Here is a 17,092-nt window from a genome sequence, read left to right on the forward strand (position 1 = left end):
TCCAGCATGCGAGAGTAGGTCATCGCCAGGGTCTTTACCCCAAAACCCCGCAGCCTCGGCTGCGGGGTTTTTCTTTGGGCGCGCGGCGGCCTCAGCCCGCCGATTCCCGTCGCCGCATCAGCAATCCGATCTGGCCGATCACCGCGGTCAGCAGGATCAGCGAGTTGGTGACGATGAACACCCGGTTGCCGAGCATCCAGCTGTAGGCGATGAAGCCAACGGAGGCCGCCATCTGGCCCAGGAACAGCCAGCGCGAGACGCCCTTCGCGTCCTTGTCCTTCCACTGCGTGACGATCTGGCGGCAGAGGGTGGCCAGCAGGATCGCCGAGGCCGTCCAGCCGATGATGTCGGGATTCATCGTTCGCGGATCCTTTCGACGTGTGATCCGGAGCGTCGACGTGCATGTTGTCCACGTGCATCCGGATGGGTGATCGATGTTCGCGCATGCCCGGTCCGCGCCGGGTGAACCGGTGTACGCCAACGTGGCTGTCACTGCGCGGGTGCTCACATCCGGGGCTCACCCCGTGCGACAGGAGCACACCGATGACCGACCCCCGCGAACTCGAAGAAAAGTTCTGGAAGGCGCTGGAGAGCGACCGCACCGTCATGCTCGGCCTCGATGGCCAGGAGGACGGGCACGCCCGGCCGATGACGGGCCTTGCCGAGGACCGGCGCTCGCCGATCTGGTTCTTCACGTCCGCTGACAATGCGCTGGTCAAGCAGCTCGGCACGGGCAGTGGCCGCGCGATCGCCGGATTCGCCTCCAAGGGCCACGACCTCTTCGCCAGCATCCGCGGCTCACTGCGCGTCGATACCGACCGCGCGGTGGTGGAGCGCCTGTGGAACCCCTTCGTCGGCGCCTGGTACGAAGGCAAGGACGATCCGAAGCTGCGCCTGCTGCGCCTCGACGCCGAAGACGCCGAAGTCTGGATCGACGCCAGCAGCATGCTCGCCGGCGTGAAGATGCTGCTCGGCGTCGACCCGAAGAAGGACTACAAGGACAAGGTCGGCGAAGTCGACCTGCGCTGACGGCCGCCGATGCAGCGTGACCTCGTGGTGGCAACGGCCGAAGGACTGTACTGTCCGGCCGGCGACTTCCATATCGACCCGTGGCGGCCCGTGCCCCGTGCGGTGATCACGCACGGCCACGGCGACCATGCCCGTTCAGGGATGGGCTGTTACCACGTGGTGGCCGAGGGCCTGCCGATCCTGCGCTGGCGCCTTGGCGACCAGGACTACCGCGTGCACGCCGCCGGCGAGCGTTTCCGGATCGGAGGCGCGACGCTGTCGTTCCATCCGGCCGGCCATGTGCTCGGATCCAGCCAGGTGCGGATCGAGGCGGGCGGCGAGGTGTGGGTGGCCTCGGGCGACTACAAGCGCGACCCCGATCCCACCTGCGCGCCCTTCGAGGTTGTCGCCTGTGACGTGTTCATCACCGAATCGACGTTCGGGCTGCCGATCTACCGCTGGACGCCGGCCACGGAGGTGGCGCGGGACATCGTGGCCTGGCGCGAGGAGTGCGCGGGCAACGGCGAGGCCGCGATCCTCTACTGCTACGCGCTGGGCAAGGCGCAGCGGATCCTCGCCGAACTCGCGGCCCACACCGACCGCCCGGTGTTCGTGCATGGCGCGATCGACGCGGGCGTGCAGGTCTATCGGGAGGCCGGCGTGCACTTGCTCGACACGCGGCGCGTGGCCGACGAGGCGCGCGCGGCGGACTTCGCCGGCGAGCTGGTCATCGCGCCGCCGTCCGCGGCGGGCAGTCCGTGGATCCGCCGCTTCCGGCGCGCGCAGCAGGGCTTCGCCTCCGGCTGGATGCGCATCCGCGGCAACCGTCGCCGCCGCAACTACGATCGCGGCTTCGTCGTGTCCGACCACGCGGACTGGCCGTCGCTGCTGCGCACCGCGCACGAGACCGGCGCGCGCCGCGTGATCGCCACCCACGGTGACACCGACGCTCTGGTCCGCGTGCTCAATACGCAGGGCATCGACACCGGCGTGTTCGCGACCGGCTACGGCGAGGACGACTGATGCGCCGCTTCGCCGCCCTGTACGAGCGGCTCGACCGCAGCACCGGCACCGCCGACAAGCGCCGCGCCCTGGTCGACTACTTCCGCGACGCGCCGCCGCGCGATGCGGCGTGGGCGCTCTGGCTGCTGGCCGGCGGGAAGATCGGCGGCGCGCGCGCGAAGATCGCGGCCACGGGCGATCTGCGCGCGTGGATCGGCGAGGAAACCGGCACGCCGGACTGGCTCGTCGAAGCCTGCCACCACCAGGTGGGCGACCTCGCTGAAACCCTGGCCCTGCTGCTGGACGATCCGCCCGTGACGCAGGGCGCCGGGCCCGGCAACGCACTGCCGTACCTGCCGGCAGGCGAAGATGGCGCCGGCCTCGGCCTCGCGGACTGGATCGAACGTCGCCTCGCGCCGGTCGCCAACGCCGACCCGGAGACACGCCGTGCCGTGGTGGTCGACGCCTGGCGCAGCCTGGTGTTCCGCGAGCGGCTGGTGTTCAACAAGCTCTTGACCGGCGCCCTGCGCGTGGGCGTCTCGCAGGGCCTGGTGCAGCAGGCGCTGGCCGAACTGTCCGGCGTCGACATCGCCCTCATCGCGCAGCGCATGCTCGGTCGCTGGACGCCGGGCGCCGGCTTCATGGAGACCCTGTTGTCGCCCGAGGCGCAGCCGGGCGATGCCGCGCTGCCCTATCCGTTTTTCCTGGCCTCGCCGCTGGAGTCGGATCCCGATGGCCTCGGCCCGGTGGACGACTGGCTGCTGGAATGGAAGTGGGACGGCATCCGCCTGCAGCTGATCCGACGCGCCGGCGAGGTCGCGCTCTGGTCGCGCGGCGAAGAGCGCATGGACGGGCGCTTCCCCGAGATCGAAGCCGCGGCCGCCGTGCTCCCGCGCGACTGCGTGATCGACGGCGAGCTGCTGGCCTGGCAGCCTGCCGCCAGCGCGCCCATGCCGTTCAGCGCCCTGCAGACCCGCATCCAGCGCTTGAAGCCGGGGCCGAAGACGCTGGCCTCCGCGCCCGCGCGCGTGCTGGCCTACGACCTGCTGGAGCTCGACGGCGAGGACCTGCGCGCGCGTCCGCTGGACGAGCGGCGGTCGCTGCTGGCTGCTCTCCTTGGCGAAACCGCGCAGGCCGGGAGCGCCACGAACGGCGACGACCGTGCCGGCACTGGCGGCAGCGCCGCTCGCATCGCGCTGTCGCCGCGGGTCGAGGCCCGTGACTGGGCGCAGGCCGCCGCGCTGCGAGACGAGGCGCGCGATCGCGGCGTCGAGGGCCTGATGCTGAAGCGCCGCGATTCCCCCTACCGCCACGGCCGCAGGCGCGGCGACTGGTGGAAGTGGAAGGTCGATCCGCTCAGCATCGATGCGGTGCTGATCTACGCCCAGTCCGGGAGCGGCCGGCGCAGCACGCTGTTTACCGACTACACATTCGGCCTCTGGGACGGCGACGCGCTGGTGCCGGTGGCCAAGGCCTACTCGGGGCTCGACGACGCGGAAATCCTGCGCCTGGACCGCTGGATCCGTGCGCACACGCTGGAGCGCTTCGGACCGGTGCGCTCGGTCGAGGCCGCTCACGTGTTCGAGCTCGGCTTCGAAGGCGTGAACCGGTCCCGGCGGCACAAGTCCGGCGTCGCGGTGCGCTTCCCGCGCATCCTGCGCTGGCGCGAGGACAAGCCGGTGCGCGAGGCCGACACGCTCGACGCGCTGCGGGCCCTGGCGCGGTGATGGCGCCCGCCGCCGGTTCCAGGCGATCGCCGGCCGGACAGCCCGCAGTGCCGCCGCCCGCGCGCAGCCGCGGGCGGTTCGACGCCCCGCTGACGGCCTGGTTCACCGCGCGCGGGTGGCGCGTCGCGCCCTTCCAGCGACAGGCCTGGCGGCATTACCTGACCGGTGGCTCCGGCCTCCTGGTCACGCCCACCGGCAGCGGCAAGACGCTGGCCGCGCTCGGGGGGCCGCTGCTCGAAGCGCTCCGGCTCGGCGATGCACCGGCGCCGAAGCGACGCGGCGCATCATCGCCCGGACCCCGCCTGCGCCTGCTCTGGATCACCCCGCTGCGCGCGCTCGCGGTCGACACCGTGCGCGCGATCCGCGAACCGGTGGAGGCGCTCGGCATCCCGTGGACCGTCGCCATGCGCACGGGCGACGCCAGCGCGCGCGACCGACGCCTGGCGCGCCAGGGCCAGGCGGAGGTGCTGGTCACCACGCCCGAATCCTTCGCCCTGGCCCTGTCCTATCCCGACGCCGCGGACCTGCTGGGCGGGGTGCGCGCGGTGGTCGTCGACGAATGGCACGAGCTGCTGGGCAACAAGCGCGGCGTGCTGCTGCAGCTGTGCCTGGCGCGGCTGCGTGCGGTCGCACCCGCGGCGCGGACCTGGGGGCTGTCAGCCACGCTGGGGAACATCGGGGAAGCGCGCGACGTGCTGCTGCCCGGCCAGCCCGATGCGCCCATCCTCGCCGCCCCGAAACCGAGGCGGCTGACGCTCGAGACCCTCATCCCGGCCGAGGGCGAGCGTTTCCCCTGGGCCGGCCACCTCGGCCTGTCGCAGCTCGAGCGCGTGGCCGCGGTGCTGCAGCGCGCACGCAGCAGCCTGCTGTTCACCAACACGCGCTCGCAGGCCGAGCTCTGGCACCGGGCGCTGCAGGCGGTGTGGCTGGACGATCCGGCGACGCTGGCGCTGCACCACGGCTCGCTCGACGCCTCGCTGCGCGCCGAGGCCGAGGCCGGCCTGCGCGACGGCCGCGTGCGCTGCGTGGTGGCGACGTCGAGCCTCGATCTTGGCGTCGATTTCCCCGCCGTCGACCAGGTGTTGCAGGTGGGCAGCCCCAAGGGCATGGCGCGGCTGGTGCAGCGCGGCGGCCGCGCGCGCCACCGTCCGGGCGAGGCCGGTCACGTCGTCTGCGTGCCCACGCATGCGCTGGAGCTGGCGGAGTACGCGGCGGCGCGCATCGCGATCGAGGCCGGGCGCATCGAGGCGCGCGTGCCACCGCGGCTGTCGCTCGACGTGCTGGCGCAGCACTGCGTCACCCTCGCGCTCGGCGGCGGCTTCCACGCCGGTGCGCTGCTGGACGAAGTGCGCGGCACCCACGCCTTCGCCGCGCTGTCCGACGACGCCTGGCAGGCGGTGCTCGACTTCATCGTCCGCGGCGGCAGCGCGCTGGAGCACTATCCGGACTACCGGCGCGTGGTGCGCGACGACGATGGCGCGTGGCGCGTCCTCGATCGCCGGGTCGCGTTCCGGCACCGGCTCTCGATCGGCACGATCACCAGCGCCGGCAGCGTCGAGGTCCGCTTCGCCAAGGGGGCGCGGCTGGGCGCGGTGGAGGAATCGTTCGTCTCGCGCCTGCGTCCGCGCGACCGCTTCCAGTTCGCCGGTCGCACGCTGGAGCTGGTGCAGCTGCGCGACATGACCGCCTTCGTGCGCCTGGCCAGGCGCAGCGACGGCAGCGTGCCGCGCTGGCAGGGCGGGCGCATGCCGCTATCGAGCGAGCTGGCCGCGGAAGTCGAGGCGGTGCTGGCCCGGCCACCGCGCAGTCCCGAGATGCGCGCGCTGGCACCGCTGCTGTCGCTGCAGTCGCGGCTCTCCTCCCTGCCCACCCCAGACAGCCTGCTGGCCGAGGCGGTGAAGACGCGCGAAGGCTGGCACCTGTTCCTGTTTCCCTTCGCCGGGCGCGCGGTGCACGAAGGCCTGGCGCCGCTGCTGGCGCTGCGCTGGGCGCGCGAGGCGCCCAACACCTTCGCCTGGGCGGTGAACGACTACGGCCTGGTGCTGAGCGCGCAGGCCGAAGCCTGGCCGGACGAGGCCCTGCTCGCACGCATGCTCGCCGTGGACGGCGTGGTCGACGACCTGCGCGCCAGCCTCAACCTGGCCGAGCTCGCGCGTCGCCAGTTCCGGGAGATCGCGCGCGTCGCCGGGCTGCTGCCGCCGTCGCTGCCGGGGCGCGCCATCCGGTCGCTGCGCCAGCTGCAGGCCTCGAGCAGCCTGCTGTTCGACGTGCTCAGCCGCCACGATCCCGGCCACGTGCTGCTGGCCCAGGCCGAGCGCGAAGTCCTCGAAGCCCAGCTGGAGGTGGTGCGGCTGCGCGCCGCGCTCGAACGCTGTGGCCGGCGCCCCCTCGCGCTGCACCGCCCGCGCGGCCTGACGCCGCTGGCCTTCCCGCTGTGGGCCGAATCGATGCGTGGCCAGCTCAGCACCGAGGACTGGCGCACGCGCGTGCAACGCGCCGCCGAACGCCTGGAGGAGCGCCATGCCCGCCGTGCTTGACCTGTTGCTGGCCGGCGAGCCGATGCGCCTGCTGGCCGACCGCGCCCTGTACTGGCCGGCGCGCGGACGGCTGCTCATCGCCGACCTGCACCTGGGCAAGGGCGACATCATGCGCGCCGCCGGGATCGCCGTGCCTTCGGGCGGAACGCGCCACGACCTCGACCGGCTGCACGTCCTGCTCGACGCGACCGGCGCACGCGAACTGTGGGTGCTGGGCGACTTCCTGCACGGCCGCCGCCACCCGCGCGTCGAGGCCGAGTGGCGCGCCCTGCTGGCCGCGCATCCGGGCTGCGTGGCGAGCGTGGTCGCCGGCAACCACGACCGGGCGCTGGTCGCCGATGCGGCCGGCGTGGTGCACCTGCCCGACGACGTGCGCGACGGGCCGTTCCGCTTCCGCCATGTGCCGCTGGAAGCCCCCGATCCCGCCCTCGGCCACGTGATGTGCGGACACGTGCACCCGGTGGCGCGACTGCCGGGCCTGCCCGGACGCCATCCGGCCCTGGCGCTGGCGCCGGGGCAGGCGATCCTGCCGGCGTTCTCGGCGTTCACCGGTGGCTGGCTGCTGTCGGACGCACAGGCCTGGATCGCCTGCGCGCAGGGCGAGCTTGCCGGCAACGGCGACGGACCGTGGCGGGCAGCAGCGCATTGACCGGCGCACGACGCCGCGGCGGTTAGCGTGGGCGTCCTGCACCAGGAGCTCCGCATGCCGCCACGCCAGGCACCGTCCAGCCACCGCGCCGCCCCGCGCCGCGGTGGCCATGCCGCTACCCGCGGCACCGGCGTGCGCATCGACAGCTGGAACCTGCCGCTGCGCCATCCCGAAGGCGGATTCCTGGGCGACCGCGCCAGCCAGACCGCGTTCCGCGAACTGCTGGACCAGGCGCGCCGCGCGCACAGCACCTGCGCGCGCGATCCCTTCGGGCGCACGCCCACCGCCGAACTCGACAAGCGCGAGATCGACATGGTGCTCGTCGGCGGCGATCCCGACGCGGCGCACGTGGTGCACCTCGCCGTCGAGGAGTACGCGCGTGCGCTGGTGGCGGTGGTGCGCAGCTTCATCGCGCAGCCGGAATGGCGCGGCGTGCGCGACATCGTGCTGGGTGGCGGCTTCCCCGGCCACGAGGCCGGACGGCTGGCGATCCGCCGCGCCGCGCGGCTGCTGAAGCTCGCACGCAGCGGAGTGCGCCTGCGCGTGCTCGGCCACGACAGCGACGAAGGCGGACTGCTCGGCTGGGTGCAGCTGGCGCCGTCGGCCGCGCTGCGCCGGCAGGCCTTCCTGGCGGTGGACATCGGCGGCACCAACATCCGCTGCGGCATCGTCGAGCCGCGCCTGGGCGAGGATCGCAGCGGCGGCAAAGCACGCATCCTGGAGCACGCGCAGTGGCGCCACGCCGACGATGCGCCGACGCGCGAGGAGGCGCTGCAGCGGCTGGGGGCGATGCTCAACGGCCTGGCCGCGCATGCGCGCACGCGCGGGATCGACCTCGCGGCCTTCGTCGGCATCGCCTGTCCGGGCGAGGTCGACGCGCGCGGCCACCTGCTCAACGGCGCGCAGAACCTGCCGGGCGACTGGGCGGCGGAGGACTTCTTCCTGGCCGACGCGCTGGGCGCCTGGCTGGCGCCGGTGCGCGGCCGCGCGCCGCGCGTGCTGCTGCACAACGACGCGGTGGTGCAGGGCCTGAGCGAGCGCCCGCGCATGCGCAATGCCAAGCGCTGGGGCGTGCTGACCATCGGCACCGGCCTGGGCAACGCGTCCTACTCCAACCTGGGCTGACCTTTGGCGGATGGCCGGGGCGCGACGCTTCGCGGAGAATCGATGCGGGGACTCCATGCCGGGCGCGACCGCCCGCGCGGAATTCCGCGCGCCGCGACCGACCTGCCAGGAGATCCGCCCATGCCGACCACCCGCCATCCCTCACGTCGACCGGTGCTGCTGACGGGCCTGTTGCTGGCCGCGGGCCTGTCCGGGCCGGCAATGGCGACGCAGGCGGAGGTGAGCGGTTCCACCACCACGGCCGCCAGCACCACCACGACCGCCGCGCCCGCCGATTCATCGCGGGCGCGGCTGCACGCGCTCTTCGCCGAAGACGCCGCCTGGCGCCAGCGCGAATTCGGATACGAGCAGGTCGACGGGCGCTGGCGTCCGTCGGGCCGCCTGCCGTCGGTGCTGCCCGAAGCCTGGGATCGGCGCATCGCGCACGTCACGCGCATCCTGCGCGAACTCGACGCGATCCTCCCCTCGACGCTTTCGCGCGAGGACCAGGTCAACCTGGCGGTGTTCCGCGCCACCCGTGCCGCCGAGCTCGACAACGCCGTGCGCCGCACCTGGGAGGCGCCGTTCAACAGCGACACGTTCTTCTGGGCCGGCTTCGCGCCGCGCCAGCCCTGGCAGCAGGAAGCCGACTGGCGGCGCTTCATCTCCCGGCTGGCCGACATCCCGCGCCATTTCGACGAGCAGATCGCCAACATGGAGCGCGGGCTGGCGCGCGGCTGGAGCGTGCCCCGCGCCTCGCTCGATGGCCGCGACCGCACCATCGAGGCCTACACCGGCGAAGGCCCGGGCAATCCGCTGCTCGACGCCTTCGACGCGATTCCGCAGTCGATTCCCGAGCCCCTGCGCACGCAGCTGCGCGAGGAAGGCCGCAAGGTGGTGCTGGGCGACGTGGTGCCGGCCTATCGCGAACTGCTGGCCTACATGCGCGAGGACTACCTGCCGCGCACCCGCACCACGATCGCCGCCAGCGCGCTGCCCGACGGCGAGGCGTTCTACCGCGCGCAGATCCGCGAGTACGTGACGCTCGACATGTCGCCGCGCGAGATCCACGAACTCGGCCTGGCCGAGGTCGCGCGCATCACCGCCGAGATGCACGAGGTGATGGCGCGCGCCGGCTTCGAAGGCAGCTTCGAAGAGTTCCTCGCCTACCTGCGCAGCGACCCGCGGTTCTACGCGAAGACGCCGCGCGAGCTGCTCGCCCATGCGTCGTACGTGGCGAAGAAAGTCGACGGCCAGCTCAAGCACGTGCTCGGCACCCTGCCGCGCTACCGCTTCACGATCCTGCCGGTGGCCGACGACATCGCGCCCAACTACACCGCCGGCCGCGGGGGGCTGGACGCCTGCTGGTTCAACACCTACGACCTGCCGTCGCGGCCGCTGTACAACCTGCCGGCACTCGTGCTGCACGAGTGCTCGCCCGGGCACAGCCTGCAGGCGGCGCTGGCGCTCGAGGCGCCGGAGCGCCCGGACTTCCGCCAGAACAGCTATTTCTCCGGTTATGGCGAGGGCTGGGCGCTGTACACCGAGTGGCTGGGCACGCGCATGGACATCTACGAGACGCCCTACGAGGAGTTCGGCCGCCTGAGCTTCGAGATGTGGCGCGCCGCGCGCCTGGTGATCGACACCGGCATCCACGCCTATGGCTGGAGCCGCGAGCAGGGCATCGAGTACCTCGCCAGCCACGCCGCGCTGTCGCGCGCCGATATCGAGAACGAGGTCGACCGCTACATCTCCTGGCCCGGCCAGGCGCTGTCGTACTACATCGGCTATCGCACCATCCGCGACCTGCGCGCGGAAGCGGAGCGCGAGCTGGGCAATCGCTTCGACCAGCGCCCGTTCCACGACGCGATCCTCGCGCTGGGCGCGGTGCCGCTGCCGGTGCTGGAAGAGGAAATGCGGGCCTTCATCGCGCGCGGGAAGGCCGGCACTCCGGAGCAGCTCGCCGAGGCTCGCTGACCGCGCCGCCGGTTGCATCGACGCGCCCGGCGAAACCGGGCGCGTGCATGCGCGGGGCGCGGGGCTCAGCCCAGCGGATCCATCCCGGGAACATCGTTGCCGGTGCCCGCGGTCTGCGAAACACCCACGCGCAGCGAGTTGTCCACGTCGCGCACGCCCGGACAGCCTTCCGAAAGGTCCTCCGCCAGGCGCTTCATCAGCCGGTGCGGCACCGTGCCGGAAAGCTTCACCACGCCGTCCTGTACGGCGACGCTGATGCTGCTGGCGTCCAGCGCGTCGTTCTCGGTGAGGACGTCGCAGACGTCCTCGCGGATGCGCGCATCGTCGCGGCGATAGCCGCGCGGGCCGACGCCGCGGTAGCCGTGGGCCGACACGCCGGCGGCGCCGGCGCTGCGCCCGGCGGCGAACTCCTCGCGCTTCTCGCCCAGCCAGTCGCGCGCGGCGCCCACGCAGCGTCCGCCCAGCTTCATCGCGTCGCGCGCGACCTCGCGGAACTCATCGGCAGCGGCTTGGCCGGAAGTGGATCGGGTCATGGCATGGCCTCCTGTGTCGTCACGGACGCGGCGCGCCCAACGGCACCAGTGTCCGGCCGTGGATGTTCAAGCCGCGTCACGCCGGCGTGGAGGCCACCCCGGTGCACGGCGCTGGAGGCCACTCAATCGATCGGGTAGACCGCGCGGATCGGGCAGCCGGACTTCGCACCCAGCACCTGAAGCGCGTCGGAGCCGGTCATCAGGAAGTCCGAAGGCCGGCCATTCGATGCCACCAGGGGCAGACCCTGGCCGCTGACGCTCTGGAAGCCGAGGGCGCTGTTGCCACGAGTGCCGGTCCTGATGTCGTCGCCCGGGTTGCCGCAGATGACGCCAATGCCCATGCCCGAGCGGAACGCGATCTCCACCGGTCCGGACAGATGCGGGCACGAACGCACCAGTTCCACGCGGTAGTAGCGGTTGCCGCTGGAGCGCCGCGGGTTGACCTCGACCACCAGTCCCTTGGGATCCTCCGACCACCCACGCACGTGCCGCGGGCTGAAGCAGTAGCTGTGCGAGGCCGCGAAGCCACGCCGCTTCTCGCCCTTCACCACCACGTTCGCCAGGGTGGTGCTGCCGTCCGGGCTGGTCTGGCTGGCGCGCGCATGGCCCGCGTACTCGGCCGACGTGATCGGTTCGACGCCGGCCACCGGGCACAGGTCCTGGCCCACGGCCACGTATTCGTTGCCCGCCCCGCACATCCAGCCCTCGGCTGCGAGCATCCGCGCGGGCGCGTCGCCGTCGATGTCGGGGCAGTCGGCGCCCAGGTCGATGCGGTAGCGGCGGCCGTCGGACTGCACCGCCGCCAGCGTCCGCGCATCGGACTGGAAGACCTCGCGCACCTCGCGGGCGTCCAGGCACTGCGCGGCGGGCGCGGTCCGGGGGGCGGCATCGGCGGCGCCGCAGGCGAGCACGGCGACGAGGCAGGACAGGGCGGTGCGGGGCGGAGCGGTCATTGGGTCCATCCAATCAGGCTTGCCCGCGCAAGTGTACGGGAACAAGATGACCGCCCGTCCCGCCGGAGATCCCGATGACACCGTCCCGCCACGCATCCATGCCGCTGCCGAGCACGCGCCCGTGAGCGCGCCGGACAGGCAGGCCACGATCTCGGTGCCGGTGTCGGTCGGGGAGCTGGCCGACAAGCTCTCGATCCTGCACATCAAGCACGAACGCATCCAGGACCCGGCCAAGCGCGCCCACGTGGCTGAGGAGATGGCGGGCCTGCGGCCGATCTGGGATGGCGTGGTCGCGTCCAATCCGGAACTTGCCGGCCACTACGACCGCCTCAAGGCGGTCAACGAGCTGATGTGGGACGTGCAGGACGGGCTGCGTGCGCGCGAGGCCGCGAAGACCTTCGATGCGGAGTTCATCGAACTCGCCCGCGCCGTGGCCGTGCGCAACGGCGAGCGGGTGGCGATCAAGAACGGCATCAACCGCCTCGCCGGCTCGGCCTTCATCGAAGAGAAGCAGTACCAGGCCGGGCAATAGCTCCGGCGGGTGGGCCGCAGCCCAAGGGACGACACCGCCGCGTGTCCGCCGCCGCCTGATGCCCATTCAGTTGCCAGTCTCAGATCCCGAGACAGACGCCTGCCAGTCTCGCGCGATGCAGCTGCGCGACAAGCTCACGATCTTGGCCGACGCAGCCAAGTACGACGCCTCCTGTTCGTCCAGCGGCGGCGCGAAGCGTCACTCCCGCGGCACCGGCGGCATCGGCTCCAACGAAGGCACCGGCATCTGCCATGCCTACGCCCCCGACGGCCGCTGCATCTCGCTGCTGAAGATCCTGCTCACCAACTTCTGCATCTACGACTGCGCCTACTGCATCAACCGGCGCAGTTCCAACGTGCAACGCGCCCGCTTCGGCGTCGACGAAGTGGTGCGGCTGACCATGGACTTCTACCGCCGCAACTACATCGAGGGCCTGTTCCTGTCCTCGGGCATCATCCGCTCCGGCGACTACACCATGGAGATGCTGGTGGAAGTGGCGCGGCGGCTGCGCGTGGAGGAGCGCTTCCGCGGCTACATCCACCTGAAGACGATTCCCGACGCCTCGCCCGAGCTGCTCGCGGCCGCGGGCCGCTGGGCCGATCGGCTCAGCATCAACGTCGAACTGCCGACCGAGGGCGGGCTCAAGCCGTTGGCGCCGGAGAAGGACGCGCAGGACATCCGCCGCTCGATGGGCCGGCTGCGCCTGGGCATCGAGGAGGCGAAGGCCGAAAAGAAGGCGCCGCGCTTCGCGCCCGCCGGCCAGAGCACGCAGATGATCATCGGCGCCGATCCCGCCAGCGACCGCGACGTGCTCGAGACCAGCAGCACGCTGTATGCGAGCTACGGGCTCAAGCGCGTCTACTTCTCCGCCTTCAGCCCGATTCCCGACGCCTCGCGCGCGCTGCCGCTGCGGCCGCCGCCGCTGATGCGCGAGCACCGCCTCTACCAGGCCGACTGGCTGATGCGGTTCTACGGCTTCGACGTCGGCGAGATCGCGCCCGCGGGCAACGACGGCATGCTCGACCTCGACATCGATCCGAAGCTGGCGTGGGCGCTGCGCCACCGCGAGCAGTTCCCGGTCGACCTCGACACCGCACCGCGCGAGCTGCTGCTGCGGGTGCCGGGCCTGGGGGTGAAGACGGTGCGGCGGCTGCTCGCGATGCGCCGCCATCGCCGCCTGCGCTACGCCGACCTGGTGAAGCTGGGCGTGTCGGTGACGAAGGTGGCGCCGTTCGTGTCCACGCTCGACCACCGCCCGCGCGCCGACGTCGACGGCGCGGTGCTGCGCGCGGCGGTCGCGCCGCCGCCGAAGCAGCCGGACCTGTTCGGCCACTGATGCGACGCGTCGAACTCGCCGATGGCGCGGACCTCGTGCAGTGGCGCGACGCGGCGCGCGCGCTGCTGGCCGACGGCGTGCCACCCGAGCAGGTGTTGTGGCAGGTCGGGGCGCAGCGCGACCTCCTGGGCGAGGTGGTGGACGCCATGGGCGACGCGATGCGCCGCAGCGGCTCGCCTGCCGGCCTGCGCGTCCCGCGCGACTTCCTCGACCTGGCCGGCCTGGTCATCGCCCACGCCGATCCGCGCCGCCACGCGCTGCTCTACCGGCTGCTCTGGCGCATCGCCCGCGGCGAGCGCGCGCTGCTCGCGATGGCGACCGACGACGACGTCGCCTGGGCGCGGCACGCGGCGAAGGCGGTCCGCCGCGAGAAGCACAAGATGAAGGCCTTCGTCCGCTTCCGCGAGGTGGTCGACGGTGAGGGCAGCGTCTACGTGGCCTGGTTCGAACCCGAGCATGACGTGCTGCCGCAGGTCGCGCCGTTCTTCGTGCGGCGCTTCGCGGGCATGCGCTGGTCGATCCTGACGCCCGCGCGCAGCGCGCACTGGGACGGCCAGGCGCTGCACCTGGGCGAGGGCGCCCGGCGTGGCGACGCGCCCGACGGCGATGCGCTGGAAGACCTCTGGCGCGTGTACTACGCCAACATCTTCAACCCCGCGCGCCTGAAGGTCGGCGCGATGGTGAAGGAGATGCCGGTGCGCTACTGGAAGAACATGCCCGAGGCCGCGCTGATCCCGGCGCTGGTGCGCGATGCCGGCGCGCGCATGCACGCGATGGTCGACGCCGCCCCGACCGTGTCGCGGAAGGCGTTCCCGGCACCGCGCGACACGCCCGGCGCACGTGCCGCCGTGCCTGTTGGGGCGTCGCCCGGACTGCCGGCGATCCACGCATCGGTCGCCGCCTGCCGCGCCTGCCCGCTCTGGGCGCCCGCCACCCAGGCCGTGCCCGGCGAGGGGCCGGCGGACGCGCGGATCATGGTGATCGGCGAGCAGCCCGGAGACCGCGAGGATCTCGCCGGGCGTCCGTTCGTGGGGCCGGCCGGGCAGCTGTTCGACCGCGCGCTGGCCGAGGCCGGGATCGACCGCGCCACGCTCTACCTCACCAACGCCGTGAAGCACTTCAAGTTCAGGCCCGCCGGCAAGCGCCGCATGCACGTGCGCGCGGACGCGACCGAGCAGGCCGCCTGCCGGCCCCGGCTCGAGGCCGAGCTCGCCGCGGTGCGGCCGCGCATGGTGCTGTGCCTCGGCGCCACCGCCGCGCAGGCGCTGCTGGGCCGCGGCTTCGCGCTGCTGTCCGGACGCGGACGCTGGTACCGCCTCGACGACGGCCTGCGTGTGCTGCCGACCGTGCATCCCTCGTGGCTGCTGCGCCTGCCGGAGTCGGAACGTCCCGCTGCGTGGCGTGACTTCATCGCCGACCTGCGCCTGCTCCGGGCCGCGTCCGCGCAACCCTGACCCCAGCGCTCAGCCGCGGACCGCGGCCTCGATCGCGGCGACGTCGATCTTCCGCATCGTCATCATCGCCTCGAACGCGCGCTTCGCGACCGCCGGGTCGGGACCGGTGACCGCCTCGGTCAGCACGCGCGGCGTGATCTGCCACGACAGCCCCCAGCGGTCCTTGCACCAGCCGCATTCGCTGGCCTGGCCGCCGTTGCCGACGATCGCGTCCCACAGCCGGTCGGTCTCGGCCTGGTCCTCGGTGCAGACCTGGAACGAGAACGCCTCGCTGTGCGTGAACGCCGGCCCGCCGTTGAGGCCCAGGCAGGGAATGCCCATCACCGTGAAGTCGACGGTGAGCACGTCGCCGGCCTTGCCGGAGGGATAGTCGGCGGGCGCGCGGTGCACGGCGTCCACCGAACTGTCGGGGAAGGTTTCGGCGTAGAACCGGGCGGCATCCAGGGCGGTGCCGTCGAACCAGAGGCAGATGGTGTTCCTGGCGGGCATGGCGGGGCTCCGGTGGGGCAGGGCGTCCAGCATGCGCCCGGCCGCGCCGGTTCACCTATCCCCGGACGCGCGCGCGCTCCTGGCCCGCCTGACGACCGCGCCGGCGCCCTGACGCGTGTCAGAAGCGGTAGGTCGCCCGCAGGTACAGGTCGTCGTCGCGCCGCGGGCGGGCGGCGGCGGCCGGCAGGTCGATCTCGCGGCGACGGCGCAGGCGTGCATCCAGCTGCCATTCGGGCGTCGCCTGCCAGACCCAGCGCACCTCGGCCAGTTCGTCGTTGGGACGGAAGTCGCTCGACAGCAGCCAGCCGTCGGCGACCCGGCCGTAGACGAGCCCGAGGTCGTGGTCGGGCAGGAGGTCCATGACGTTGACCGACGCCTGCCAGGACAGCGCGTCGGCGCGGCCGGTGCCGGAGTTCATCGCCTCGCGGCGCGGCGTCTCCGGCGCGTAGCCGAGCTCGCCGCCCAGCCGCAGCGTCGTCCCGTCCTGGCCGAGCGGCCATTCCGCGGTGGCCTTGGCGGTCACGGCGAGGTAGTCCACGGTCCTCGCATCGTTGACGCCGTACCGGTGCAGCGCCGAAGGCAGCCAGTTGAGCGTGACCATGCGCTGCACCAGCGGCCCGATCGCGGTCTTCGACTCCACTGCCGCGAACACGCCGATGCGCGAGTCGCCGTCGCCGAACGCCAGCGGGCGCCGCAGCGTGCCCGTCGGCCCGCGGCGGTCGTTGTGGCGGACGATGAGGTGCGTGGTCCAGTCCTCGCTTGGGCGCCACTGCAGCCAGGCACCGTCGGTCCAGGTGACGTCGAAGTTGGTGCTGTCGTTCTGGTCGAGCGACTTCTTCATCACGTCGTCCAGGCCCCAGGCGGCCTGGAAGCGCCCGACGCGCAGGCTCCAGGGCGCTTCGGCCGGCCGGTATTCCAGATAGGCCTCGTCGACCGTGGCCTGGCCGTTCGCCAGGCCGGTCGGATCCGGTGCATAGGTGCGCATCCAGAAGGCCTCGTCGCCCTGTTCGCTGTCGAGCCGGGCCGCGATGCGGCCGCTGGCATGCCAGCCGCCGCCGAGGTCGCCGCGCACGCGGAACCGCACGCGGGCGCGCAGGCTGTCGCTGTCGGACTCCGCGCCGCTGCGTGCGCGGGTCTCCGAGGCGACGTAGCCGAAGCGGACGTCACCGCTGGCCTGCCAGGCGTCGCCGGCGTGGGCCGTGCCCGCGGCAAGGGCGAGCAGCGTGGCCAGGACCGGTAGTACGCGCGGCGCGTGGTCCGGGATGCGGATGGGGGTGAGGCGAGGGTGGTTGGCGCGGGAGTGCATGGGGGCCTCCGGGAAGGGCGCCGGACCGGGCCAGGACGGTCGTCCGGAGCATGCTGCAGACGATGCGCCTGCCGTGGTGCGGACACCTTGACCGCGGTCAAGCGCCAGGCGGGCCGCGTCCGCAGGGCAAGGCGGTATGCTTCAACGTCCGCAGGACGCGCAGTGCAAGGGGGGCGCGTGCAGGACGCAGCACAGACACCGGCCGATGCCACGGCCAGGGCCACGGCCGACGCGGCCGCGGAGGCCTTCATTGAACGCGCCGCCGAAGAAGCGCGCGGCCACGTCCGGTGGCTGCGCCCGGAGTTTCAGAACCCGGATCAAGACCGCAGAGTTGCTGGAGCGGCTGGGGCCAAGGGCTATCTCGAGATCAAGGACGACAAGCATTACCTCACCGATGCCGGCAAGGCTGCAGGAGGCGAATTCAGGATGAGTCAGCGCTACGGGCCGTATTTCCTCTGGCCCGATTTCCTGGAGGCCTGACGTGC

16 protein-coding genes are annotated in these 17,092 nt (G+C 72.6%); 11 read left to right on the forward strand and 5 right to left on the reverse strand.

Features of this window, described 5'->3' with window-relative positions; all coding sequences use genetic code 11:
• Positions 1 to 91 precede the first annotated feature (91 nt).
• Positions 92 to 358, reverse strand: coding sequence for a hypothetical protein (locus IE168_RS00005; protein WP_189493979.1), 267 nt, complete (start codon positions 356 to 358; stop codon positions 92 to 94).
• Positions 359 to 543: 185 nt separating this feature from the next.
• Here IE168_RS00005 and IE168_RS00010 point away from each other — a divergent pair, with 185 nt between their 5' ends.
• The 7 genes from IE168_RS00010 to IE168_RS00040 all read left to right on the forward strand — a co-directional run bounded on the left by IE168_RS00010 (position 544) and on the right by IE168_RS00040 (position 10,004).
• Positions 544 to 1,029 carry a pyridoxamine 5'-phosphate oxidase family protein gene (locus tag IE168_RS00010; protein WP_189493980.1) on the forward strand — a complete coding sequence of 162 codons (486 nt, stop codon included), beginning with the start codon at positions 544 to 546 and terminating at the stop codon, positions 1,027 to 1,029.
• 9 nt (positions 1,030 to 1,038) lie between these two features.
• Positions 1,039 to 2,031 carry a ligase-associated DNA damage response exonuclease gene (locus IE168_RS00015; RefSeq protein WP_189493981.1) on the forward strand — a complete coding sequence of 331 codons (993 nt, stop codon included), beginning with the start codon at positions 1,039 to 1,041 and terminating at the stop codon, positions 2,029 to 2,031.
• Entirely contained in the window at positions 2,031 to 3,737 is a 1,707-nt protein-coding gene (locus tag IE168_RS00020; protein ID WP_189493982.1) for an ATP-dependent DNA ligase, read from the forward strand. The genes IE168_RS00015 and IE168_RS00020 overlap by 1 nt, the downstream gene beginning before the upstream one ends.
• Complete coding sequence (locus IE168_RS00025) at positions 3,737 to 6,274, forward strand: ligase-associated DNA damage response DEXH box helicase (protein ID WP_189493983.1); 2,538 nt, start codon at positions 3,737 to 3,739, stop codon at positions 6,272 to 6,274. The genes IE168_RS00020 and IE168_RS00025 overlap by 1 nt, the downstream gene beginning before the upstream one ends.
• Positions 6,258 to 6,923 carry a ligase-associated DNA damage response endonuclease PdeM gene (gene pdeM / locus IE168_RS00030; protein ID WP_189493984.1) on the forward strand — a complete coding sequence of 222 codons (666 nt, stop codon included), beginning with the start codon at positions 6,258 to 6,260 and terminating at the stop codon, positions 6,921 to 6,923. The genes IE168_RS00025 and pdeM overlap by 17 nt, the downstream gene beginning before the upstream one ends.
• A 54-nt stretch (positions 6,924 to 6,977) precedes the next feature.
• A complete protein-coding gene (locus IE168_RS00035; RefSeq protein ID WP_189493985.1) occupies positions 6,978 to 8,048 on the forward strand; it encodes an ROK family protein in 1,071 nt (356 codons plus the stop codon).
• Between the two features lie 120 nt (positions 8,049 to 8,168).
• On the forward strand, positions 8,169 to 10,004 hold the full coding sequence (locus IE168_RS00040; protein WP_189493986.1) for a DUF885 domain-containing protein: 1,836 nt from the start codon (positions 8,169 to 8,171) through the stop codon (positions 10,002 to 10,004).
• A 65-nt stretch (positions 10,005 to 10,069) separates the two neighbouring features.
• On the opposite strand, the gene IE168_RS00045 is transcribed toward IE168_RS00040, so the two are convergent.
• Positions 10,070 to 10,537 carry a BON domain-containing protein gene (locus IE168_RS00045; protein ID WP_189493987.1) on the reverse strand — a complete coding sequence of 156 codons (468 nt, stop codon included), beginning with the start codon at positions 10,535 to 10,537 and terminating at the stop codon, positions 10,070 to 10,072.
• Between the two features lie 122 nt (positions 10,538 to 10,659).
• Positions 10,660 to 11,490 (reverse strand): hypothetical protein, encoded by an 831-nt coding sequence (locus IE168_RS00050; RefSeq protein WP_189493988.1) that lies wholly within the window; start codon positions 11,488 to 11,490, stop codon positions 10,660 to 10,662.
• Positions 11,491 to 11,536: 46 nt separating this feature from the next.
• Between IE168_RS00050 and IE168_RS00055 the strand changes: the two genes are divergently transcribed.
• The 3 genes from IE168_RS00055 to IE168_RS00065 all read left to right on the forward strand — a co-directional run bounded on the left by IE168_RS00055 (position 11,537) and on the right by IE168_RS00065 (position 14,812).
• The gene (locus tag IE168_RS00055) at positions 11,537 to 12,022 is read left to right on the forward strand and encodes a DUF6165 family protein (RefSeq protein ID WP_229822961.1); all 486 of its coding nucleotides are present in this window, start codon (positions 11,537 to 11,539) and stop codon (positions 12,020 to 12,022) included.
• Between the two features lie 115 nt (positions 12,023 to 12,137).
• The gene (locus IE168_RS00060; RefSeq protein WP_189493989.1) at positions 12,138 to 13,358 is read left to right on the forward strand and encodes a putative DNA modification/repair radical SAM protein; all 1,221 of its coding nucleotides are present in this window, start codon (positions 12,138 to 12,140) and stop codon (positions 13,356 to 13,358) included.
• Complete coding sequence (locus tag IE168_RS00065; RefSeq protein WP_189493990.1) at positions 13,358 to 14,812, forward strand: UdgX family uracil-DNA binding protein; 1,455 nt, start codon at positions 13,358 to 13,360, stop codon at positions 14,810 to 14,812. The genes IE168_RS00060 and IE168_RS00065 overlap by 1 nt, the downstream gene beginning before the upstream one ends.
• A gap of 9 nt (positions 14,813 to 14,821) precedes the next feature.
• On the opposite strand, the gene IE168_RS00070 is transcribed toward IE168_RS00065, so the two are convergent.
• Positions 14,822 to 15,301, reverse strand: a complete 480-nt coding sequence (locus tag IE168_RS00070; protein ID WP_189493991.1) for a VOC family protein — start codon at positions 15,299 to 15,301, stop codon at positions 14,822 to 14,824.
• Between the two features lie 118 nt (positions 15,302 to 15,419).
• Entirely contained in the window at positions 15,420 to 16,607 is a 1,188-nt protein-coding gene (locus tag IE168_RS00075; protein WP_189493992.1) for a porin, read from the reverse strand.
• Positions 16,608 to 16,784: 177 nt separating this feature from the next.
• Between IE168_RS00075 and IE168_RS00080 the strand changes: the two genes are divergently transcribed.
• The gene (locus tag IE168_RS00080; RefSeq protein WP_189493993.1) at positions 16,785 to 17,087 is read left to right on the forward strand and encodes a hypothetical protein; all 303 of its coding nucleotides are present in this window, start codon (positions 16,785 to 16,787) and stop codon (positions 17,085 to 17,087) included.
• Positions 17,088 to 17,092 lie beyond the last annotated feature (5 nt).

This window comes from Luteimonas padinae, assembly GCF_014652935.1.
Lineage (GTDB): Bacteria > Pseudomonadota > Gammaproteobacteria > Xanthomonadales > Xanthomonadaceae > Luteimonas > Luteimonas padinae.

Bases quoted from the DNA above. Each gene is read 5' to 3' on its own strand.
- IE168_RS00005 (WP_189493979.1), bottom strand. From the start codon at position 358: ATGAATCCCGACATCATCGGCTGGACGGCCTCGGCGATCCTGCTGGCC.
- IE168_RS00010 (WP_189493980.1), top strand. From the start codon at position 544: ATGACCGACCCCCGCGAACTCGAAGAAAAGTTCTGGAAGGCGCTGGAG.
- IE168_RS00015 (WP_189493981.1), top strand. From the start codon at position 1,039: ATGCAGCGTGACCTCGTGGTGGCAACGGCCGAAGGACTGTACTGTCCG.
- IE168_RS00020 (WP_189493982.1), top strand. From the start codon at position 2,031: ATGCGCCGCTTCGCCGCCCTGTACGAGCGGCTCGACCGCAGCACCGGC.
- IE168_RS00025 (WP_189493983.1), top strand. From the start codon at position 3,737: ATGGCGCCCGCCGCCGGTTCCAGGCGATCGCCGGCCGGACAGCCCGCA.
- pdeM (WP_189493984.1), top strand. From the start codon at position 6,258: ATGCCCGCCGTGCTTGACCTGTTGCTGGCCGGCGAGCCGATGCGCCTG.
- IE168_RS00035 (WP_189493985.1), top strand. From the start codon at position 6,978: ATGCCGCCACGCCAGGCACCGTCCAGCCACCGCGCCGCCCCGCGCCGC.
- IE168_RS00040 (WP_189493986.1), top strand. From the start codon at position 8,169: ATGCCGACCACCCGCCATCCCTCACGTCGACCGGTGCTGCTGACGGGC.
- IE168_RS00045 (WP_189493987.1), bottom strand. From the start codon at position 10,537: ATGACCCGATCCACTTCCGGCCAAGCCGCTGCCGATGAGTTCCGCGAG.
- IE168_RS00050 (WP_189493988.1), bottom strand. From the start codon at position 11,490: ATGACCGCTCCGCCCCGCACCGCCCTGTCCTGCCTCGTCGCCGTGCTC.
- IE168_RS00055 (WP_229822961.1), top strand. From the start codon at position 11,537: ATGACCGCCCGTCCCGCCGGAGATCCCGATGACACCGTCCCGCCACGC.
- IE168_RS00060 (WP_189493989.1), top strand. From the start codon at position 12,138: ATGCAGCTGCGCGACAAGCTCACGATCTTGGCCGACGCAGCCAAGTAC.
- IE168_RS00065 (WP_189493990.1), top strand. From the start codon at position 13,358: ATGCGACGCGTCGAACTCGCCGATGGCGCGGACCTCGTGCAGTGGCGC.
- IE168_RS00070 (WP_189493991.1), bottom strand. From the start codon at position 15,301: ATGCCCGCCAGGAACACCATCTGCCTCTGGTTCGACGGCACCGCCCTG.
- IE168_RS00075 (WP_189493992.1), bottom strand. From the start codon at position 16,607: ATGCACTCCCGCGCCAACCACCCTCGCCTCACCCCCATCCGCATCCCG.